The following is a 21,230-nucleotide window of genomic DNA, read 5'->3' as shown; positions in this document are numbered from 1 at the left end:
CGCTCACCGGGCGGCCAGGGCCTCCGTCGGCGAGAGCCGCGCCGCGCGCTCGGCCGGGTAGAGGCCCGCGACCACGCCGACGACGACGGTCGCCGCGAGGCCGCCGAGCGACGCCCAGGCCGGGACGTGGGTCGGCCACGCGCGCAGCGCCGCGTACGCGGTGGTCGCGACGACGCCCAGCACGACTCCCGCCGTCCCGCCCAGGAGCGCGAGCAGCAGCGACTCCGCGAGGAACTGGGCGCGGACGTGCCCGCGCGTCGCGCCGAGCGACCGCCGCAGACCGATCTCCCCGCGGCGCTCCAGGACCGAGATCACCATCGTGTTCGCGACCCCGACGCCGCCGACGAGCAGCGCGACGGCGCCGAGACCCAGCAGGAGCCCGGTGAACGCCGCGTCCGCGGCGGCCCGCGCGGCGAGCGCGTCCGACGGCCGTGACACCCGGACCTCGTGCGGCGCCGCCGGGTTCGCGGTCGCCGCGAGCACGGCGCGCACGTCCGCGACCGACGCCTCGTCGGAGCGGGTGTAGACGGTGGTCGGGTGCCCGTCGAACCCGAGGACCTCGGCCGCGACGGGGCGTCCCACGAGCGCCGCCGAGTCGATCTCCGGGGCGAGCACCACCGGGTCGAGCACCCCGACGACCGTGAACGGCTCACCCCCGACGAGCACCTGCACGTCCGGGTCGGCGTGACCGATCCCGAGGAGCCGGGCCGTGGTCGCGCCGAGGACGACCGCCGGGTACCGGGCGGTCGCGGCGTTCAGCCAGGTCCCCGACGCGACCGTCGCGCCGAGCGCGGGCGGCAGGTCGAGGTCCGCGGCGTAGGTCGCGATGCCGCCGGTCTCGACCTCGGGCACGAGGTCGCTGCGGTACACCGCCGCGTCGACCGCGCCCACGGACGACACGTCCGTCACCGGCCCGATGCGGGCGATCATGGCCGGGGCCTCGTCGGGCAGGGCGGCGGTGCCGCCGAAGAGGTCGGTGCCGGGCGCGACGCGCAGCAGGTCGGTGCCGAGCCGGTCGAGCTGCCGGTCGAGCTCGGCCCGACCCGAGCTGGAGATGCCCACGACCGCGACCATCGCCGCGATCCCGATCGCGATGCCGAGCGCGGAGAGGACGACCCGCGCGGGCCGCGCCCGCAGCCCGGCCCCGCCCACGCGCAGGAGGTCGCCGGCGCGCAGCCGCGCCGGCGCGAGCCCGCTCACGCGTGCACCTGCCCGTCGCGCAGGGCGACGCGCCGCCGCGCGCTCGTCGCGACCTCGGCGTCGTGCGTGATGACGACGACCGTCGTCCCGTCGCGGTGCAGCCCGGCGAGCAGGGACATGACCTCGCCGCCCGACGCGGAGTCGAGGTTCCCGGTGGGCTCGTCGGCGAGCAGCAGCGCGGGCGACCCCGCGACGGCGCGCGCGACCGCGACGCGCTGGCGCTCGCCGCCCGACAGCTCGTGCGGCCGGTGCGCGAGCCGGTGGCCGAGCCCGACCCGCTCCAGCGCCTCGACGGCGAGGCGCCGCCGCCGCGCCGGGGCGACGCCCTGGTAGAGCATCCCGTCGGCGACGTTCTCGACCGCGCTCACCCCGGCGGCGAGGTGGAACTGCTGGAACACGAACCCGATGCGGCGCGCGCGCAGCGCGGACAGCCCGCGGTCGGAGAGCCGCGCGACGTCGTGGCCGTCGACGCGGACCGTGCCCGCGCTCGGGCGGTCGAGGGTCCCGACGATCTGCAGCAGGGTCGACTTGCCGGATCCCGACGGGCCCACGACGGCGACGAAGTCACCCTCCTCGACGGCGAGGGTCGCCTCCCGGAGCGCCACGACGCCGTCGTACTCCTTGGTCACGGCATCGAGCTCGACGACGGCGCTCATCCCGGGACCACCACCCGGTCGCCCGCGGCGAGCCCGGTCCCGGCCACCTCGACGCGGCCGTCCGAGAACAGCCCGGTCTCGACGGCGACGAGCGACGACCCGCCGTCGTCGACGCGCTCGACCGCGTACCCGCCCTCGGCGAGCGCGAGGAGCGCGGCGACCGGCACCGTGAGCACGTCGTCGCGCCGGTCCGCCGCGAACGCGACGCGCGCGGTCGACGCGACGGGCGCGGCGGCGTCCCCCGCGAGCACCGCCGGGTCGTCGGGCGTCACCGTGACGCGCAGCACGGAGGTGCCCTCCGCGCCGTCGGGTCCCGGCGGCCCGGGGACGACGACCGGCTCGACGCCCTCGACGGTCGCGGGGAACGTCACGCCGTCGGGCAGCGTCACCGTGACCGCCGCGCCGGCGACGGCGAACCGGGCGTCGCGCGGGTCGAGGTCGACCGTGACCACGCGGTCCTGTCCCGCGACGACGACCAGGTCCGCCGCAGCGTCGTCCCCGACCTCCACGAGCAGGTCCGCGACCTGCACGGCGCGGGGCGCGTAGTGCACGGCGCCCGGTTCGACGACGCCCGTCCGCGCCACGCCCAGGTCTGCCTGCCACGCCCGCACGGCCGCGGCCGTCGCGGACGTGAACCGGTCGTCGACGTCGAACCCCGTCCGGCCCAGGGCCGCGAGGTTCTCCTCGAGCTGGCGCACGTCGGGACCCGACGCGCCCGCCTGGAGGGTCCGGTACGCGGGCAGGTCCCCGTACAGCAGGACCGTCGGCACCTCGTCGACCCGGTAGAGCTGCTGCCCGCGCTCGACGACCGCGCCCACGTCCGGGAGCCACGTGACCACGCCACCGTCGCCGCGGAGCGTCCGGGGCCCGACCAGGCCCACCTCCCCCGGCTCCTCGGTCGTCGCCACGAGGTCCTGGCGCACGACCTCCGCCGTCGCGGGCACGGGCGCGACCGACGGCGCGTCGGACGGCTCGAACCCGAACCCGTTCGCCGCCGCGGCCGCGAACCCCACGCCCGCCGCGGTCAGGACGCCGAGGACCACCCACCCCGCGCGGCGCGACGCGCTCGCGCGACCATCCGGCCGTCGGCTCATCCCTCGCCCTCCCCGGGCGTCCCGGCGCCCTCCACGCACGCCTCGAACGCGGCCGTGTACTCGGGCGACGACGGGTCGATGCTGCTCCCGGGCGGCATGTCGATGACGCCCTCCGGGTTCGGGTCGGGGTAGTCGTCGACGCCGTGGTCGCGCATGCAGGCCGCGAGCTCGCGCAGGCGGGCGAGGTGCTCCGGGTCCGCGTCCGGCGGGGCGCCGCCGCCCGGGAGGAACTGCGCGCACGCCGCGAACGCGGCGTCGGCCTCCGCCGTCGAGACGCCCTCGGGGTAGGTGTACGTGAACTCGCCGGCCGAGCTCGTGGGCGGCGGGATCGGCGCGCCCTGCTCCTCCATGCACGTGCTGAGGCCCGCCGGGTCGCCCTCGAACAGCGGCCCGGAGGGCGTGCTCGTCGGCGTCCCGGTCGCACCGTCATCGAGGGACGCGACGGACGGCGCGTCGCCCGACGTGCCCGTCGCGCAGCCCCCGGCCAGCAGCGCCGGCGCCAGCGCGAGGAGCAGCACGACCGGCGCGCGCCCCCGGCGCACCGGTGCGGTCCTCCGCGTGGTCGTCCGTGCGGTCGTCCTCGACCTGGTCATGAAGGTCTCCTCCGGCGATGGGTCGGAGGACGGGCGTGCCCTCCTGGTCACCACCTCACCCGACGGCACGTTTCCCGGGCGTGACCGGCCCCGGTAACGCGGGGATAACCCGCGACGGGCCACACTGGGCGGATGCGCATCCTGGTCGCCGAGGACGAGCCCCTGCTCGCGGACGCCGTCGCGGAGTGGCTCCGCGGTGCGGCGCACGCCGTCGACGTCGTGGGCGACGGCGGGAGCGCGCTCGAGCACGTCGACGTCAACGACTACGACCTCGTCGTCCTCGACCGCGACCTGCCCGTCGTGCATGGCGACGACGTGTGCCGCCACATCGCGACGTCGGCGATGACGACGCGGGTCCTCATGCTCACCGCGGCCGGGAGCGTGGACGACCGGGTCGCGGGCCTCGCGATGGGTGCCGACGACTACCTCGCCAAGCCGTTCGCGTTCGCCGAGCTCGGCGCGCGGGTGCAGGCCCTCGGGCGCCGGTCGCGGCCGGCCGCGCCCCCGGTGCTCGCGCGCGCGGGCGTCCGGGTCGACCTGCACCACCGCCAGGTCGTGCGCGACGGCCGCTACGTGCCGCTGTCGCGCAAGGAGTTCGCCGTCCTCGTCGAGCTGCTGCTCGCGGAGGGCGCGTTCGTCTCGGCGGAACGGCTGCTGGAGAAGGCATGGGACGAGAACATCGACCCCCTCACCGGCGTCGTGCGGGTGACGATCCTCAAGCTGCGCCGCAAGCTCGGCGAGCCCGGCATCATCGAGACCGGTGCCGGCGTGGGGTACCGGATCCGGTGAGGCCGCCCCGGTCGAGAGGTCCGCGCCTGACGCTGCGCGCCCGGCTCACCGTCGTCCACGCCGCGCTCTTCGTCGTCGCGGGCGCGGTCGTGCTCGCGGTCACCTGGGCGCTCGTGCGGCAGCGGCTCGTCGGCGAGGCGTCGCTCGTCAGCGCGTCGTTCTGCTGCACGTCCCCCGGCCAGTCCGCCACCGCCCCGGGGCAGGAGATCACGTACGACGTCCTCGTGGGCCTCGTCGGTGCCGCACGCGGCGAGGCGCTCGCCGCCGTGCTGACCCAGGGCGCGATCGCGCTCGTCGCCGTGGGCGCGCTCGCCGCCTGGGCGGCGTGGCTGCTCGCCGGTCGCATGCTGCGTCCGCTGTCGACGATCACCGCGACGGCGCACCGCATCGCCGAGTCGCCCGACGCGGCGCGCCGCATGCACGAGCGCATCGGTCTGGCCGGCCCGCGCGACGAGGTCACCGAGCTCGCCGACACGTTCGACGGCATGCTCGCCCGGCTCGACCACGCGTTCGACGCCCAGCGGCGCTTCGTCGCGAACGCCTCCCACGAGCTGCGCACGCCGATCACGCTGCACCGCGCGCTCGTCGAGGTCGCGACCGAGCGGCCCGGGGCGTCGGACGACCTGCGCCGCCTCGGGCAGGCGCTGCTGGAGGTCACCGCGCGGCAGGAGCGGCTCCTGGACGGACTGCTGCTCCTCGCCCGGTCCGAGCGCGGGCTCGCCGACCGCCGGTTCGTCGACCTCGCGGACGTCGTCGAGCACGTGCTGGACCCGCCGCCCGGCGCACCGGCCCCGGACCCCCGCGTCCGGATCGAGGCGTCGTGCGACGAGGCACCGACGTCCGGCGACCCGCTGCTCCTCGAGCAGCTCGTGCGCAACCTCGTCGAGAACGCCGAGCGCTACAACCTCCGCCACGACGGCTGGGTGCGGGTCACCACGCGGTCGGACGCCGCGGGCGACGCCGTGCTCGAGGTCGCCAACCCCGGTCCGCCCGTCGCGCCCGACGACCTCCCGGGCCTGTTCGAGCCCTTCCGGCGGCTGGGCGGCGAGCGCACCGGCGACGGCGCCGGGAGCGGGCTCGGGCTGTCGATCGTCCGCGCCGTGGTGGACGCCCACGGCGGCTCCGTCGCGCTCGCCGCGCGACCCGAGGGCGGCCTCGTCGTGACCGTCCGGCTCCCCGGCGAGGAGTACTCGCTCGGCGCTTCCGCGTCTTGAATAGTGGACACACGTGATACTCCCGACATTTGAGGCGAGACTTCCCTCGACCGATCAGCACCTTGGGGGATGTGATGAGAAAGGTCATGAAGGCGGTCATCACTGCCACGCTCGTCGCTGGTGTCGCGGCGTACTACGACGTCAAGTAGTCCGACTCACGTGCTGCCGAGCGTCCGGACGCCGTCGCTCGGCAGCACGCGGGCCCGCCCGTCCCGACGACCGCAGTGATCGGAGCATCATGTCTCTTCGCAGGTCGACGCGGCGACGCGTCGCCGCGGCGGCTCTCGCCGCCCTCGTCCCGCTCCTTGCCGCGTGCGGCACCCCGGGTTCCGTCGGGTCGAGCGTCGACGACGGGACGGCCGTCGACGTTCCCGCGTTCGACGGCCCCTACGCCGCCGAGTTCACGGCCTTCTACTCCGACGCCGGGTCCGACTTCGCTCGTCAGGCGCTCGCCGACGAGGAGATCACGGACGCGGAGTACGCGGAGATGGAAGAGAAGTTCCGCACGTGCCTCGAGGCGGAGGGCGTGACGTTCTCCGGCTTCGAGCCCGACGGGTCGTACGAGGCCTCGCCCCTGCCGGACGGGAGCGACCCGTACGAGGTCGTGAAGACCTGCGAGCGTGAGTCGGGCGCCGACACGGTCGGGGCGCTGCACGACATCATGGCGTCCAACCCGGACAACCTCGACGTCCCGACGATCATGGCGGAGTGCCTGGTCCGTCGCGAGGTCGTACCGGCGGGCTACGCGGCAGACGACTACCTCACCGACATGGAGGGGCGGTTCTCCGACCTCGCCGCCCTGTCGACCGAGCTCCGCGAGGCGCTGACGTCGTGCTCGAGCGACCCGCTCGGCCTGGCCGGTGAGTGAGGGTCGCAGCCCGGCCACGGTGGGCCTGTGGGTGATCGGCGCACTGACGCTCGTCGCCGTGGGGGTCGTCCTCGGTGCCGCGTGGACGTCCCCGGCCGTTCCCGCAGCCCTTCGACCGCCCGCTCCCATCACCACCTTCGAGGTCCGGTCCGCGACGTTCGACGACGTCCGCTCCGTCCGGCTCGCCGTCGCCCGTGGCGAGGAGTCGGGGCTGGCATCACCCGGTAGCGGTCTGGTCACACGCTTCGACTGCCGTCCCGGCTCGACCATCGAGTCCGGGACCGCGCCGCTCTGGCTCGACGACGCACCGGTCGTCGCGCTCGCGACGACGCTCCCGCTGTGGCGGGACCTTCCGGTCGGCACCGAGGGCAACGACGTGCGGGCGCTGCAGGAGGAGCTGACGCGTCTGGGGCACCCGGTCGAGGCCACTGGAACGCTCGGCACGAAGACCCTGCGGGCAGTCAACGCACTCTTCGACGACCTCGGCGACCCCTCGGCCCTCACCTCCGTCCCGCGATCTCGTCTCCTCTGGATCCCCGGACCTTCGGTCACCGTCGCGGAGTGCTCGGTCACGACAGGGAGCCAGCTCGAGGCCGGAGCGGAGCTCGTCGTGACGCCCGGCACGCTGGCAGGCGTCGCGCTGCGCGACGGCGCGCCGTCCGACCTCGTCGCCGGGGCGCGCACGCTCCGGGTGGACGGGATCGACGTCGCGGTCGAGCCGCAGAACCCGATCACCGACCCAGCACTGCTCGCACAGCTCGACGCTGCGCCCTCGCTCCAGCAGGCAGGCACAGGCGACGAGGCGCCGGTCGGTCAGCTGCGGTTGGCAGAACCGGTCGACGTGTCGGTCGTCCCACCGTCCGCCGTGATCACGGCACCTGACGGGACGACCTGCGTGACCACGGACGCCGTGCCCCACAGGCTGCGGGTCGTCGGGTCCGAGCTCGGGCAGACGTTCGTCCTGTTCGACGGCACCCCGCCGACCGCCGTCGACACGTCGCCCCGACCGGACTCCGCGTGCGCGTGACGGCGAGCGGCCTCGGGCACCACTTCCCCGGGCGCCCCTGGCTCTTCCGCGGGCTCGACCTCGATCTGCGGCCAGGTCGCACCTACGCGCTCACGGGTCCGTCGGGGTCGGGCAAGAGCACCCTGCTCGGCCTGCTCGCCGGGTGGGAGGAGCCCCGCGAGGGCACCGTCGCGCGGGACGGCATCGGGCGGACCGGGTGGGTGTTCCAGAACCCGCACGGGACGCCGCGACGCTCGGCGCTCGACCACGTCGCGCTCCCGCTGCTCGTCCGAGGGCTGCACCCCCGGGAGGCGGAGCGACGAGCCACCGACCTCCTGAGCAGGTTCGGGCTCGACGGCATCGCGCAGCAGCAGTTCCGCCGCCTCTCGGGCGGGGAGGCGCAGCGCCTGATGCTGGCGCGGGCCATCGCGTCCGAACCGGGGCTCCTGCTCGTGGACGAGCCGACCGCGCAGCTCGACCTGCCGACCGCCCGCACCGTCAACGCGTCCCTCGGTGCGCTGCGCTCGCCCGCGACGATCATCGTCGTCGCGACCCACGACGCCGCGACCCGCGACTCCTGCTCGGACCACGTCGACCTGACGCTGGACCCCGCCGCATGAGGCTGCGCTCGATCCTGCGCGAGGCGTGGCGCAACGCTTCCACAGGCACCGCACGCTGCGTCACGCTGGCGCTGGTGCTGATCGGCCTGGTGGTGACCGCGACGGTCGCCGAGATCTCGACCGCAGCGACGCTCGAACAGCAGGCTGCGGACTTCCGGGCGGCGGGTGGGTCGGTCCTCACGATCTCAGCACCGGGCCGGGTCGACGGCGCGCGGTGCGAGTCGTTGCGCGATCTGCCCGGGGTACACACCGCGGGTGCGCTCACCGTCCGACCGGACGAGTCCGTCGCCGCCGTCGCCCTTCCCGGTGCCCCCATGCCCGCCGCGGACGCGAGTCCAGGGTTCCCGGCCGTCGTCGGCGCCACGACCGACGGTGGGCCGGGCCTGATCCTGACCGACGACGCCGTCGCGACGCTCGGCCTCGAGCTCGGCGACCGACTCTCCGCGACGACCGGGACGACTCGCCTCGCGGGCACCTACGCCTACCCTCGCGACGGCCGGAGGGACGGGTACGGCTATCTCGCGGTGAGCGTCACCGGGTACCGCGCACCCTTCGACGAGTGCTGGGTCGAGGCGTGGCCGATGACCACGGAGCTGAACCCCCTCCTCTTCACCGTGCTCCGGCCGGGCGGCGACGCCGACGACGTCCCCCAGGTGCAGCAGCTCAACTCCACGCTGGGTTCCGGGCTCGACGGCGCGGGGCTGTTCCACGATCGCGTCACCCGGTTCGGAGGGCTCCTCGTCGGGCTGATCGCTGCCGTCGTGGCCTTCGTCGCCGTACGGGCTCGCCGGGTGGAGCTCGCCACGGCCCTCCACGACGGGATGCGACGGCGTGACCTGTGGACGATCGTGTCGCTCGAGGCGGTCCTGTGGACCGCTCCGGCGGTAGCGGTCGGGATGGCGCTCTCCCTCGCCTGGTTCGGCCGGGACGGCGACCTGCTGGTCGGCGCGGTCCTCGGTGCGCGCGTGGCCCTGTCCGTGCTGGCGGGTGGCGTGGCAGGCGTCGCCGTCGCCCTGGCCACGACGCGCGAGAAGGACCTGTTCGCCTACGCAAAGGACCGATGACCACACCGACGCCGCACACAACCTACGCAACCGTAGGTTACGGTGGCGTAGTGAACACTCTGGCGACGAGGCCGTGGACCGCCCGCTACGCTCCCGGCGTCCCGACGGACGTCGCGGTGCCCGACGAGCCGGTCACGGCCGCCCTCTACCGCGCGGCCGAGCGCTGGCCGGACCGCGTCGCGGTCGACTTCTTCGGCGCGACCACCACGTACGCCCGGCTCGTCGCGCAGGTCGAGCGCGCCGCGAGCGCCCTGCACGACCTCGGCGTGCGCCGTGGCGACCGCGTCGCGCTCGTGCTCCCCAACGGCACGTCGCACGTCGTCGCGTTCTACGCCGTCCAGCGCCTCGGCGCCGTCGTCGTCGAGCACAACCCCACGTACACCGCCGACGAGCTCGCCCACCAGCTCGCCGACTCCGGGGCGAGCGTCGCCGTCGTGTGGACCAAGACCGTCCCGGCCGTGCTCGAGGCCCGCTCGCACGCGCCCGGCCTGCGCACCGTCGTCGGGCTCGACATCGCGCGCGACCTCCCGCGCGGCAGCCGCCTCGCGCTGCGCCTGCCCGTCGCGCGGGCGCGCGCCCAGCGCGACGCGCTGCGCGGCCCCGTCCCCGCGGGCGTCCCCGACTGGCACGACCTCGTCCGCCGCGCGCGGGCGCTCCCGCCGTCGCTCCCCCACCCGGGCGCCGACGACGTCGCGCTCCTCCAGTACACGGGCGGCACCACGGGCACGCCCAAGGGCGCGGTGCTCACGCACCGCAACCTCGTCGCGAACGTCGTGCAGGGCCAGGCGTGGGCCACGTTCGAGGAAGGTGCCGAGACCGTCTACGGCGTGCTGCCCTTCTTCCACGCGTTCGGGCTGACGTTCTGCCTCACCCTGCCCGCGCGCATCGGCGCGACGCTCGTCGCGTTCCCCAAGTTCGACCCCCAGGCGTTCGTCGCCGCGCAGGCGCGGCGGCCCGCGACGTTCCTGCCCGGCGTCGCGCCCATGTTCGACCGCATCGTCACCGCCGCCGCGGACGCGCCCGGGCCGGGCTCCGACCTCACCTCGATCCGCCTCGCGTTCGCGGGCGCGATGCCCATCACCGCCGAGACCGCACGCCGCTGGGAGGACGCAACGGGCGGTCTGCTCATCGAGGGCTACGGCATGACCGAGACGTCCCCGATCTCGCTCGGCAACCCCTGCTCCGACGACCGTCGGCCCGGGACCCTCGGCCTGCCCTTCCCCAGCACGGAGATCCGCGTCGTCGACGCCGACGCTCTCGACGCCGGGAACCTGCGCGACGCCGACCCCGAGCCCACCGACGACCCGGCCGCGCCGCGCACCGTGCGCGGCGAGCTGCTCGTGCGCGGCCCGCAGGTGTTCCGCGGCTACTGGAACCGCCCCGAGGAGACCGCGCACCAGCTCCTCGACGGCGGCTGGCTGCGCACCGGCGACGTCGTCCGGGTCGCGCTCGACGGCCCCGACGCCGGGCTCGTCACGCTCGTCGACCGCATCAAGGAGATGATCGTCACCGGCGGGTTCAAGGTGTACCCCTCCCAGGTCGAGGACCACCTGCGCGGGATGCCCGGCGTGCGGGACGTCGCCGTCGTGGGCGTCCCCGGCAGCGGGTCCGACGAGCACGTCGCGGCCGTCGTCGTCCTCGACGACGCGGACGACGCCGGCTCGCCCCCGCGCGTCGACCTCGCCGCCGTGCGCGAGTGGGGCGAGCGGCGCCTGGCCCGCTACGCCCTGCCCCGCACGCTCGCCGTCGTGCCGGAGCTCCCGCGCTCCCAGATCGGCAAGGTCCTGCGCCGCGTCGTCCGCGAGGACCTCCTGCACCGCGACGACGTCGAGCACCACCACGCCTGACCGCGCGGCCCGGTCCGCGGCGCGCCCGGACCTCGGACCCGCAGGGTCGGGCCCACGGTCGGAGGGCCCCACCCAGCCCCCGAGGTAGACCCTCGGTCGGCCGAGGGTAGACCCCTGGTAGCGCGAGGTAGAGCGGGGTCTCTCTCCGCAGGTGAGCATGACCGACGTCACGTCAGATAAAGTCGCGCGCCAGATGCGACTTCGCCTAGGTTCGAAGCGTGCAGCTGACCCAGTTCACGGACCTCGGGCTGCGGACCGTCATGCGCCTCGCCGTCCTCGACGCCGAGGAGACGATGAGCACGCAGGACGTCTCCGCACAGCTCGCCGTGTCGTACAACCACACGACGAAGGTCGTCACGCGCCTCGCGGAGCTCGGGGTCGTCGCGGCGCGACGGGGTCGCGGAGGCGGGGTCCGGCTGAGCGCCACGGGACGGTCCGCGTCGGTCGGCTGGATCGCGCGCGAGCTCGAGGGACCCGGCGAGGTCGCGCAGTGCGAGGGCCCGACGCCGTGCCCGCTGCGCCAGGCCTGCCGGCTCCGCGGCGCGCTGCGCGAGGCCCAGGAGGCGTTCTTCACCGTCCTCGACCGCTTCACGGTCGAGGACCTGGCACGGACGCCGACCGGCCCCGTGCTCCTCGCGCTGGGCACCCGGTGACCACGGGCGCCCGTCGGCCCGACCGCACGGCCGGGCACCACCCACCATCACCGTCAGGATGGGAGCAGCCGATGCTGTCCGAGAAGTCCACCGAGGTCGTCCGTGCCACCCTCCCCGTCATCGGGGCCGCGATCGGCGACATCACCCCGGTGTTCTACCGCCGTATGTTCGCCGCGCGGCCGGAGCTGCTGCGCGACCTGTTCAACCGCGGAAACCAGGCGCAGGGGGAGCAGCAGAAGGCGCTCGCGGGGGCGATCGCCGCGTACGCGACGATGCTGGTCGACCCCGCCGGCCCGCCGCCCGCGGCGCTGGTCGCGCGCATCGCGCACAAGCACGCGTCGCTGGGGATCGTCGCCGAGCAGTACCCGATCGTCCACGAGCACCTCTTCGCGGCGATCGTCGAGGTGCTCGGCGACGCCGTGACGCCCGAGGTCGCGGCGGCGTGGGACGAGGTCTACTGGCACATGGCGCACACGCTCGTCACGGCGGAGAAGGCCCTGTACACCGGTGCGGGCGTCGACGACGGCGACGTGTGGCGCGACCTCGTCGTCGCCGAGCGCCGCCTGGAGGCCACGGACACGGTGTCGTTCGTGCTTGCCGACCCGAGCGGCGCTCCCCTGCCGGCGTTCTCCCCGGGCCAGTACGTCTCGGTCCAGGTCACGCTGCCCGACGGCGCGCACCAGATCCGGCAGTACAGCCTCTCCTCGGGGCCGGGGCGCAGCACGTGGCGCGTCGGCGTGCGTCGGATCGCCGAGAGCCCCGCCGAGCCCGGTTACCCGGCGGGCGAGGTGTCGAACCACCTCTACGAGAACGTGTTCGAGGGCGACACGCTGCGCGTCTCGCTCCCGTTCGGCGACCTCGCGCTCGAGGACGCCGACCACCCGCTGCTGCTCGTGAGCGCAGGGATCGGCGTCACGCCGATGCTCGGGATGCTCGACCACCTCGCGACGGCGGACGACGCGACCCCGCGGCACGTCGCCGTCGTGCACGCGGACCGCTCGCCGTCGCGCCACGCGCACCGCACGGAGCTGGGCGCCCTCGTGGGCAGCCTGCCGGACGCCGTCCTGCACACCTGGTACGAGACGCCCGGCACGGGCGCGACGCCGGAGCACGTCCGCACCGGCCGCGTCGACCTGTCCGAGCTGGACATCGACCCCGCGACCGAGGCGTACCTGTGCGGACCGCTGCCGTTCATGCTGGCCGTGCGCGACGAGCTCGTCGCGCGGGACGTCGCGGCGGAGCGGATCCACTACGAGGTGTTCGGCCCCGACTCCTGGCTGCCGGCCGGCGTGAACTGAGCACTCCTCCTCCGGACGGGGGCCGCCGGGCAGGCGGCCACGACGCACGCCTCGCCCCGGCGCGCGTCGTGGCCGCCTGTTCGGCGCGAGGGCGGGGTTCGCCGTAACCTGGCAGACGTCGTCGGCGACGTCCGCGACGCAGGCGGGCGGGCACCGGCGCTCTCCCACCCCGTCGCCCCGAGGAGGCCCCGTGCCCGAGCCCGTCACCGCTGCGCCTGGTGCGGCAGCCCCCGACCCCCTGCCGCACGTCGTGGTGGTCGGCGCCGGGTTCGCCGGCCTCGCCGTCGTCAAGGGGCTCGCGAAGGCGCCCGTGCGCGTGACGCTCGTGGACCGCCGCGTCTACAACACGTTCCAGCCGCTGCTCTACCAGGTCGCGACGGGCGGCCTGAACCCGGGCGACGTCACGTACTTCCTGCGCGGGCTGCGGCTCAAGCAGAAGAACGTCCGGGTCGTGCACGAGCACCTCGTCGGGATCGACCACGAGGCGCGCCGCATCCGGCTCCTCAACGACGAGTGGGTCGACTACGACTACCTCGTCGTCGCGAACGGTGTCACGGCGAACTTCTTCGGCACCCCGGGCGCCAAGGAGAACTCGTTCCCCATGTACTCGCGGTCGCAGGCGATGAAGATCCGCGACACGCTCTTCATCCGGCTCGAGAAGGCCGCGGCGAGCCCGGCGACGGACGACGGGCTGCGTGTCGTGGTCGTGGGCGGCGGCGCGACGGGCGTCGAGGTCGCGGGGGCGCTCGCCGAGCTGCGGACCGCCGGGCTGCGCCCCGCGTACCCCGAGATCCACGGCGACGCGTTCGAGGTGAAGATCGTCCAGCGCGGCGGCGAGGTGCTCAAGTCGTTCCACCCGAGGCTGCGCCGGTACGCGGCCGAGGAGCTGCGGCGTCGCGGCGTCGGCCTGCACCTGGGGGCCGGGGTCGCCGAGGTGCTGCCGGACGCCGTCGTGCTGACGGACGGCACGCGCATCCGGTCCGACCTCACGGTCTGGTCGGCGGGCGTCCACCCGCACGAGGAGGTCGACGACTGGGGGCTGCCGCGCGGCGAGGGCGGGCGCGTCGTCGTCGGCGACGACCTGCAGGTGGAGGGCCTGCCCGGGGTCTTCGCGGCCGGTGACATCGCGGTCTCCCCGGCGGGGCTGCCGCAGCTCGCGCAGCCCGCGATCCAGTCGGGCGCGCAGGTCGCGCGCAACATCGAGGCGCTGCTCGCCGGCCGCCCGACGACGTCCCTGCGCTACTTCGACAAGGGCACCATGGCGGTCATCGGCCGGCGCGCGGCGATCGCGGAGGTCGTCGGACGGCTGCGGCTCACGCGGGGCGTCGCGTGGCTCGCCTGGCTGTTCGTCCACATCATGGGGCTCATCGGGCCGCGCAACCGGCTGACGACGCTCGCCGGCCTGGTCACGCGCTACGGGTTCCCGTTCCACCGCCGCCCGATCCCCATCGTCGGCGACGTCCCGACCGTCCGGCCGCCCAAGCGGACGGGCCCGCGCCGCGGCTGACCGCGCGAGGATCACCCGCCCGCGGCACCTCCCCCGGCCGCACGGGCCGCGACCGTCACGTACCCTCGAAGACGCAGAGAAGTTCGCAGGGGCAACGGGGGCACGTGTGGTGGCAGGACGAACGACGGCACCGTCGACGACGACGGGCCGGCTGAAGGACATCTCCCAGGAGCACGGGGCGCACCGCGTCGGGCGTGCGCGCACGACGGCGGTACCGCGGCGGACGCGCGTCGTCGTGCTCGCGGCCGTGGCGGTGGCGGCGCTGGCGGGCTGCCGCGTCGAGGGCGTGCCGGGTGGTCCCGGGGCCCCGACGCCGTCACCCACCGCAGAGCCGACCACGGTGCCGACCGAGGAGCCGACCGACGGCCCGACGCCCGACCCCACCGACGACCCCACCGACGGCCCGACAGACGGTCCGACGACCGGGCCGGGCACCCCGGTCCCGCCGGGCGGGTCCGACGGCGTCGAGCTCTCGGTCGAGATCGAGCCCGCGTTCCCGATGCCGAACCTCGTGGAGACGAGGCTCAAGCAGGCGCGCGCCGACCTGGAGCAGCGCGGCGCGGCGACGGTGGTGGTCGTCGACGCACGCGACCCGCGCGCGGGCTCCCTGCCGGGCGCGTCGAACGGCTGGACGGTCTGCGAGCAGGACCCGACGGGCGGCGACCTCGTCCGGGCGTCGGAGACGGTCGTCCTGGGCGCGGCCCCGAACGCTCGCCAGTGCCCCTGACCTGTCCCTCGGGTGGCGGCGTAACCGGTGCGGGAGCACCGTGGAACCACACCGCGAGATCGACCTGACCGTCTCGAGATCGGCCCTCAGAGGGTCGATCTCGACCGCTCGGGTCGATCTCGACGCCAGCAGACAGGAGTCCGCCGCATGAAGATCGCCCTCGTCGGTGCCCACGGCAAGGTGGGCCGGCTGCTCGTCCCCATCCTCGTCGACCACGGCGCCGCGGTGACCGGGATCGTGCGCGCCGAGGAGCAGCTCCCGCTCGTCCGCCGCCTGGGTGGCGAGCCGCTCCTGCTCGACGTCGAGAGCGCGTCCGTCGACGAGCTCGCCAGGGCGCTCGGCGGGTTCGACGCCGTCGTGTGGTCGGCGGGGGCGGGCGGCGGGAACCCGGAGCGCACCTACGCCGTCGACCGCGACGCCGCGGGCCGCTCGATGGACGCCGCCTCCGCCGCCGACGTGAGCCGCTACCTGATGGTGTCGTGGATCGGCTCCGTGCCCGACCACGGCGTCGACCCCGACTCGAGCTTCTTCGCCTACGCGGACGCCAAGCTCGCCGCCGACGACCATCTGCGCGGCACGGACCTCGACTGGACCATCCTCGGGCCCGGCACGCTGACCGACGACGGCCCGACCGGCGCGATCCGCGTCGTCGGCGACGGCCCCGACGGGCTCGACGGCGCCGACGACGTCCCCGACGGCGCTGCTTCGCAGGTCTCGCGCGCGGACGTCGCGATGGTCGTCGCGCAGGCCGTGCGCACCCCGGCGACGGTCGGCCGCTTCGTCCGGTTCACCGCGGGCGACACGCCGATCCTCGAGGCGCTCGACCGGTAGCCCTCAGCGCCCGAGGCGGCGGTCCACCCGCTCGCGCAGGTCGAGCGCAGTGCGGCGCCACGTCGCTGCGCGCGCCACGACCGCACCGACGCTCGTGTCCTCGGCACGCACGTGCACGACCTCGACGCCGTGCTCCGCGGCCGTGCGGACGATCGTGTCCGTCGCGCCGCGCAGCGCGAGCTGGAGCAGGACGCCCGTCGTGCTCGACTGCGCCTCGCCGGTCCCGAACCGCCGCCGGTAGACCACCTGCGTGACCACCCGGTCGAACATCGGGTCCGACGGCGCGTCCGCGACCGTGCCGGCGACGTCCCCGCGCGCCGCGTCCGCATCGTCGCCAGGCAGGTCCGGGACGCTGCCCTCGGCGCCGGCCGTCCCGAGGAGGGCCTGGGCGTCGGCGACGACGTCGTCGCCGTCCGCGTCCGGCGGGAGCACGGCGAGGTAGAGCGAGAGCAGGAGCTCGCTGATCTTCCGCAGGACCCACGCCCGGCCGGGCAGCGGGGGCAGCGCCACGACGTACTGCGCGAGGTTCACCTCCAGCGCCTCGGCCGACAGGCACGTCCACGCGGGCGCCGTGCGGATCTCGACCACGCGCTCCCAGTCCACGTCCTTGCCGTCGAGGCCCACCCGCTCCGGACCGATCGTCACGGCGCCGAACCGGTCGAGCAGCGCGAGCGGCGCCGTCGCGAACCGCGGCACGTACGGGACGAGCCGCACCACCCCCTGGACCGACACGTCCCACTCCCGCTCGAGCGGGTACGACGGCCGGGGGTAGGCGGCGATCGCGCGCCGCACCCACTCCGCGACGACCTCGTCGAACGCGCCGTCGGCCGCGGCGCCGTCGGCCGCCCCGCCGCCGGCCTCTCCGCCGGCCTCTCCGTCGTCCGTCTCCGCACCGTCGTCCGCGAGCGCCTCGACGAGCGCGTCCTCCAGCGCGGCGTCGAGGCCCGGTCCGGGGCCACAGCCGGTTCCCGGGTCGACGGCGCCGGGCGCGGCGGTCGCCGGGCGGTCCTCGGGTGGGTCGACCGGGTGCTCGTCGGTCCGTGGGCCGGGCTGCTCGGTCGCCTGCCCGGCGCCGCCCCGCGCGCGTCGGCCGAGCGGGCCGGGCAGCGAGAACGAGGGCCGCGGGAGCGTGGGGCGCGGCACCGCCGGGACGCGCAGGAGGCGCTTCTCACCGAGCAGCCGCGCGAGGGTGCTGCGCTCGTCCCCCGACGTCGTGCCGGGCAGGTCGGGGCCCTCCCCCGGCACGTCCTCCGTCGTCGTGAGGAACGGTTCCTTCGCCACGTGACCCCCCTGTCCGTCGCGCCGCCCGACGGCGCACCGCGGGCCAGCGTAGACCGGACGGGGCCGCCCTCCTCGTGGAGGACGGCCCCGCCCGTCGTACGACCCGCGCTGCGTCAGCCGCAGGCGATCGCGTCGTACGCGACGTCGTACGTCTGCGAGTGGTTCTCCCCGCCGCCCGCGAGGCGCGCGACGACGCTCACGGTGCCGGCCTCGACCGACGCCGAGCGGGTGGAGAACGACTGGTACGCGTTCGCGTCGGGGGCGACCTGGCCGAACGCCCGCTGCCCGAACGGCGTCACGAGGCGCAGCGACACGGGCTGGTCCTCGCCGTTGGTCGCGCGGACGGCGACGTACGCGGTGCCGTTCAGGCACCGCGCCTCCGCCTCGATCGCGTCGACGCGGGGGTTGCCCACGCCGTTGATCGCGAACGTGTCCTCGGACAGCGACGCGACGGCGTGACCGATCGCGCGCGACATGATGTCGAGCGCGGTCGCGTCGACGTTGTCGATCGTGTCTGCCGGCGAGTGGTAGTTCGGGTCGTAGAAGATGCCCTCGGTGCCGCCGAACATCGCGACCTCCTCGGCCGTCTTCGAGCCGTCCGCGCCGGTGAACAGGCCCGACGCCGGGATCCCGTTCTCGATGAACGCCTGGTAGTCGGAGCGGCCCGAGAACTCGGTGTCGACCCACGCCTGGTCGATGCCGTCGAAGTAGTCGGTGAACACCGCCTCGGTCTCGGCCGAGCCCGGCGGCACCTCGACGGGCGCGGGGTACGTCGACTCGTTCGCGTCGTACACGCCGATGATGTAGTTCGGCGAGCCGACCATGTCGAAGTTGAGGTAGGTCGCGATGTCGTCGAGCGCCGCGGGGTCGTTCTCGACGAGGTCGCTCACGTAGTGCGTCGAGCCGCGCAGCCCGACCTCCTCCGCGCCCCACCACGCGAACCGCACGGCGTTCTCGACGTCCTGGCCGCCGTCGGTCGCGGCGGCGAGCTGGACCGCGACCTCGAGGATCGCGGCCGACCCGGACCCGTTGTCGTTGATGCCCGGCCCGTCCTCGACGCCGTCGAGGTGCGCGCCCACCATGACGACGTTGTGGTCGCGACCGCCCGGCGTCTGGGCGAGCACGTTGAACGTCTCGAACTCCTCGACGTGCGTCTGCAGGTCGTAGGTCGCGACCGCTTCGGCGCCACCCGTGATCGCCGCGAGGATCTGCTGCCCGGCCGCCTGCGTGATGCCCACGGTCGGGACCCAGACGTCGCTCGCCTCGCCGAGGGTCGGGTTCAGCGCGCCGTCGGTGTTGTTGTAGAGGATCACGGCGGCGGCGCCGGCCTCCGCGGCGAACCGCGCCTTGTCCGCGAACGGGCACGACCCGCGGCTGACCAGCGCGACGGCGCCCTCCACCGCGACCCCGTCCCAGGTGTCGGCGGTGCAGCCCTGGACCAGCGCGTCGGCGGGCTGGACGATCGGGCCCGTGACGCCGTCGTCCGGGGTGTCGGGGGCGAACTCGGCGGGGTACACGTCCGACGTCACCTCGACGCCGGCCGCGGTGAGGGACAGGTCGTCGGTGACCAGGTCCTCGAACGTGAAGTACTGGCGCTCGGGCTCGTAGCCCGCGGCCCGCAGGGCGTCCTCGACGTAGACGGCGCTCGCCTCGTAGCCGGGCGTCTCCATCGCGCGGTTGCCGCCGTTGGCGTCCGCGATGTCCTGGAAGTCCTGGAGCCGCTGCATGACCGCGTCGCCGGTGACGAGGTCCTCGAGCGGGGGCGGTCCGTCGGCGGCACGCAGTCCGCCTGCGGGGGCAGCGCCGACGGGCGCTGCGGTCAGTGCCGCGAGCACGAGGCTCGCGGCGGCGGCAGACGGGACGATCGTTCGTGGTCTCACGCATCCTCCTCGACAGTGGCCCCCGCCGGCCGACCCCGGTCGTGTCGGGGTCCGGCCGAGTCGCACACGAGACGCGCGACGCTGCGAAGGCTCGTGTGCTCGCGAGCGTAGGCCCACGGGGCCCGGCGCGAAACCCCTGCGCGCCCGCGGGTGGTCGCGGCCGCAGACACGGTGACGACGGTGGTGACGAGGCGTGGGCGGCGTCGGGCAGACTGTGCCCGTGCCCGGATTCGCCGTCGTCGACCTCGAGACCACGGGGTTCTCCCCTCGCCTCGGCGACCGGGTCGCCGAGGTCGCGGTGGTGCTGGTCGACGCCGCGGGCCGGGTCGAGGACGAGTGGTCCACGCTGGTCAACCCCGAGCGCGACCTGGGGCCCCAGCACGTGCACGGCATCGCGGCGGCAGACGTCGCGCTCGCCCCGACGTTCGACCGCGTGGCCCCCGCCCTCCTGCGCCTGCTCTCCGGCCGCGTCCTCGTGGCGCACAACGCGGCGTTCGACACGCGGTTCCTGCGCGCGGAGATCGGGCGCGCGGGCATCGCGGCCGCGATCGACCCCGTCGCGTGCCTGTGCACCCAGCAGCTCGCGGGCCGGTACCTCACGGGCTCGCGCGCACTGGCCGCGTGCTGCGCGGCGGTGGGGGTCGTGCACGACGGCGTCCACTCCGCCCTCGGCGACGCGCGCGCGACCGCCGGGCTGCTCGGGTACTACCTCGACGTCGCGGCCGACGACGAGTGCTGGGACGTGGCCCGCGCCGCGGCCGACGGGGTGCGGTGGTCGCTGCCCGCCGCGCTCCCCGGCGTGGAGCCGGTCCTGCGCGGCGCGAGCCGCGCTCGCGGGCACTGGCTCGCCGGGCTCGACGAGGCGCCGGGCACCCGCGCGGGCGACGCGCACCCCCGGGCCGAGCGCCCGGACGTCGACACCGAGACCTACCTGCGCCTGCTCGACGCCGCGCTCCTCGACCGCTACGTGTCGCACTCGGAGCGTGCGGCGCTCCTCGCCGAGGCGCGGCGGGCCGGGCTGGACCGGGCCGCGGTCGAGGGCGTGCACCGCGACTACCTGACCGCCCTCGCCCGGGCGGAGCTCGACGCCCTCGACGGCGCGACCGCCGCGGGCGACCGCGACGACGGCGGCTCCGTCCGCGACGACCCCGCGCTGCACGAGGTCGCGGGCCAGCTCGGCCTCGACGCGGACGACGTCGCGGGAGCCGTCGAGGCGGCGCTCGGGGCGCGGCTCGCCGCGGAGCTCGCCGTCGCCCCGCGCCCGGCGTTCGTGCTGGCCGACGGCGACGAGGTCGTGCTCACCGGGTCGATGTCGCGTACGCGCGAGGCCTGGGAGCGCGACGTGCGGGCCGCGGGCCTCTCTCCCTGGCCCTACGTGACGCGCCGGAGCCGGCTCGTCGTCGCCGCCGACCCGGACTCGCTCTCGACGAAGGCCCGCACGGCCCGCCGGTACGGCATCCCCGTCGTCACCGAGGCGGCCCTCGCGGCGCTGCTCGCCGCCCGTTCCGCACAGGCTGCGTGATGTCCGCTCACGGGCGCGCAGGGCTGCTCAGGGACAGGCCTCGTCCAGCTTGACTGCGGAGAGTGTGACCACGGTGGAGATCGGTACGACCGCTCCAGGTGCCGGGTCCTGCGCACAGACGGTCCAGTTGGAGTCGTTGACCGCGAAGCGTTCGAGCCCTGTCGCGTCGACCTGGTCCATGACGTAGGAGTCAAGGGTCTGGAGCAGGTCCTGCGCGTCCTGGAGGTTCTGCCCGACGACAGAAGGCATCTCGAAGGTCTGCTCGACCTCCTGGTCCGCGCTCGATGCCGTCTCCGGCTCGCCGGACTGCTCGGGCTCGGTGTCGTCGGGCGCCGGTGCGTCCTCCTGCGGCTCAGCCTCCTCGGTCACGGTCACGGTGACCGGGTCGGCGGGGCTGCCACTGCACCCGGCGAGAGCGAACGACACCAGGCCCACCACCGCGACGATCGTCTTCCTCATCGACCTGCCCCTTTCGACTCGTCCTCCACTCTGGGCCGGAACTCGCTGCGGAGCACGGCGAACGCAGGGTGAAAGTCGAGCACGCTCGCACACGGAGACCGAGCACGAGCAGTGCACAGGT

At 75.2% G+C, this 21,230-nt stretch carries 20 protein-coding genes; 13 read left to right on the top strand and 7 right to left on the bottom strand.

Going from position 1 to position 21,230, the window contains the following annotated elements:
• Window positions 1-3 precede the first annotated feature (3 nt).
• Genes ACZ402_RS12165 through ACZ402_RS12150 form a run of 4 tightly spaced genes read right to left on the bottom strand, consistent with a single transcriptional unit; the run spans window position 4 to window position 3,543 of the window.
• Window positions 4-1,200 carry an ABC transporter permease gene (locus tag ACZ402_RS12165; RefSeq protein ID WP_375825308.1) on the bottom strand — a complete coding sequence of 399 codons (1,197 nt, stop codon included), beginning with the start codon at window positions 1,198-1,200 and terminating at the stop codon, window positions 4-6.
• Window positions 1,197-1,856, bottom strand: coding sequence for an ABC transporter ATP-binding protein (locus ACZ402_RS12160; RefSeq protein WP_375825307.1), 660 nt, complete (start codon window positions 1,854-1,856; stop codon window positions 1,197-1,199). Before ACZ402_RS12160 ends, ACZ402_RS12165 begins: the two co-directional genes overlap by 4 nt.
• Window positions 1,853-2,950, bottom strand: coding sequence for an efflux RND transporter periplasmic adaptor subunit (locus tag ACZ402_RS12155; RefSeq protein ID WP_375825306.1), 1,098 nt, complete (start codon window positions 2,948-2,950; stop codon window positions 1,853-1,855). The genes ACZ402_RS12160 and ACZ402_RS12155 overlap by 4 nt, the downstream gene beginning before the upstream one ends.
• A complete protein-coding gene (locus ACZ402_RS12150) occupies window positions 2,947-3,543 on the bottom strand; it encodes a hypothetical protein (RefSeq protein ID WP_375825305.1) in 597 nt (198 codons plus the stop codon). The genes ACZ402_RS12155 and ACZ402_RS12150 overlap by 4 nt, the downstream gene beginning before the upstream one ends.
• A 132-nt stretch (window positions 3,544-3,675) precedes the next feature.
• On the opposite strand from ACZ402_RS12150, the gene ACZ402_RS12145 reads away from it, so the two are divergent.
• The 12 genes from ACZ402_RS12145 (at window position 3,676) to ACZ402_RS12090 (ending at window position 15,967) form a co-directional block, all read left to right on the top strand.
• Window positions 3,676-4,332: a response regulator transcription factor gene (locus ACZ402_RS12145; RefSeq protein WP_375825304.1), complete on the top strand. Its 657-nt coding sequence runs from the start codon at window positions 3,676-3,678 to the stop codon at window positions 4,330-4,332.
• A complete protein-coding gene (locus tag ACZ402_RS12140) occupies window positions 4,329-5,546 on the top strand; it encodes a sensor histidine kinase (protein ID WP_375825303.1) in 1,218 nt (405 codons plus the stop codon). Before ACZ402_RS12145 ends, ACZ402_RS12140 begins: the two co-directional genes overlap by 4 nt.
• A gap of 238 nt (window positions 5,547-5,784) precedes the next feature.
• Window positions 5,785-6,414: a hypothetical protein gene (locus ACZ402_RS12135; RefSeq protein ID WP_375825302.1), complete on the top strand. Its 630-nt coding sequence runs from the start codon at window positions 5,785-5,787 to the stop codon at window positions 6,412-6,414.
• A 31-nt stretch (window positions 6,415-6,445) separates the two neighbouring features.
• Window positions 6,446-7,441, top strand: a complete 996-nt coding sequence (locus tag ACZ402_RS12130) for a peptidoglycan-binding protein (protein WP_375825301.1) — start codon at window positions 6,446-6,448, stop codon at window positions 7,439-7,441.
• Window positions 7,438-8,040, top strand: a complete 603-nt coding sequence (locus ACZ402_RS12125) for an ATP-binding cassette domain-containing protein (protein ID WP_255179749.1) — start codon at window positions 7,438-7,440, stop codon at window positions 8,038-8,040. Before ACZ402_RS12130 ends, ACZ402_RS12125 begins: the two co-directional genes overlap by 4 nt.
• The gene (locus ACZ402_RS12120) at window positions 8,037-9,104 is read left to right on the top strand and encodes a hypothetical protein (RefSeq protein ID WP_375825300.1); all 1,068 of its coding nucleotides are present in this window, start codon (window positions 8,037-8,039) and stop codon (window positions 9,102-9,104) included. The genes ACZ402_RS12125 and ACZ402_RS12120 overlap by 4 nt, the downstream gene beginning before the upstream one ends.
• Window positions 9,101-10,951, top strand: coding sequence for an AMP-binding protein (locus ACZ402_RS12115; protein WP_375825299.1), 1,851 nt, complete (start codon window positions 9,101-9,103; stop codon window positions 10,949-10,951). The genes ACZ402_RS12120 and ACZ402_RS12115 overlap by 4 nt, the downstream gene beginning before the upstream one ends.
• 218 nt (window positions 10,952-11,169) lie before the next feature.
• Window positions 11,170-11,604, top strand: a complete 435-nt coding sequence (locus ACZ402_RS12110) for an Rrf2 family transcriptional regulator (RefSeq protein ID WP_375825298.1) — start codon at window positions 11,170-11,172, stop codon at window positions 11,602-11,604.
• A gap of 71 nt (window positions 11,605-11,675) precedes the next feature.
• Window positions 11,676-12,902: a globin domain-containing protein gene (locus ACZ402_RS12105; protein WP_375825297.1), complete on the top strand. Its 1,227-nt coding sequence runs from the start codon at window positions 11,676-11,678 to the stop codon at window positions 12,900-12,902.
• Between the two features lie 190 nt (window positions 12,903-13,092).
• A complete protein-coding gene (locus ACZ402_RS12100) occupies window positions 13,093-14,409 on the top strand; it encodes an NAD(P)/FAD-dependent oxidoreductase (protein WP_375825296.1) in 1,317 nt (438 codons plus the stop codon).
• A 106-nt stretch (window positions 14,410-14,515) separates the two neighbouring features.
• Window positions 14,516-15,136 carry a hypothetical protein gene (locus ACZ402_RS12095; protein ID WP_465285871.1) on the top strand — a complete coding sequence of 207 codons (621 nt, stop codon included), beginning with the start codon at window positions 14,516-14,518 and terminating at the stop codon, window positions 15,134-15,136.
• A gap of 147 nt (window positions 15,137-15,283) precedes the next feature.
• Complete coding sequence (locus tag ACZ402_RS12090) at window positions 15,284-15,967, top strand: SDR family oxidoreductase (protein ID WP_375825294.1); 684 nt, start codon at window positions 15,284-15,286, stop codon at window positions 15,965-15,967.
• Between the two features lie 3 nt (window positions 15,968-15,970).
• Here the strand turns inward: ACZ402_RS12090 and ACZ402_RS12085 are convergent, their stop codons facing one another.
• The gene (locus ACZ402_RS12085) at window positions 15,971-17,248 is read right to left on the bottom strand and encodes a hypothetical protein (protein WP_375825293.1); all 1,278 of its coding nucleotides are present in this window, start codon (window positions 17,246-17,248) and stop codon (window positions 15,971-15,973) included.
• Between the two features lie 113 nt (window positions 17,249-17,361).
• Window positions 17,362-19,128 (bottom strand): M28 family peptidase, encoded by a 1,767-nt coding sequence (locus tag ACZ402_RS12080; RefSeq protein ID WP_375825292.1) that lies wholly within the window; start codon window positions 19,126-19,128, stop codon window positions 17,362-17,364.
• A gap of 220 nt (window positions 19,129-19,348) precedes the next feature.
• Between ACZ402_RS12080 and ACZ402_RS12075 the strand changes: the two genes are divergently transcribed.
• A complete protein-coding gene (locus ACZ402_RS12075; protein WP_375825291.1) occupies window positions 19,349-20,650 on the top strand; it encodes an exonuclease domain-containing protein in 1,302 nt (433 codons plus the stop codon).
• A gap of 27 nt (window positions 20,651-20,677) precedes the next feature.
• Here the strand turns inward: ACZ402_RS12075 and ACZ402_RS12070 are convergent, their stop codons facing one another.
• The gene (locus ACZ402_RS12070) at window positions 20,678-21,109 is read right to left on the bottom strand and encodes a PASTA domain-containing protein (RefSeq protein ID WP_375825290.1); all 432 of its coding nucleotides are present in this window, start codon (window positions 21,107-21,109) and stop codon (window positions 20,678-20,680) included.
• Window positions 21,110-21,230: the final 121 nt, after the last annotated feature.

Source organism: Cellulosimicrobium sp. NPDC030954, assembly GCF_055571305.1.
The sequence above is the reverse complement of the archived record's forward strand: the minus strand, read 5'-3'. Positions and strand labels throughout refer to the sequence as shown.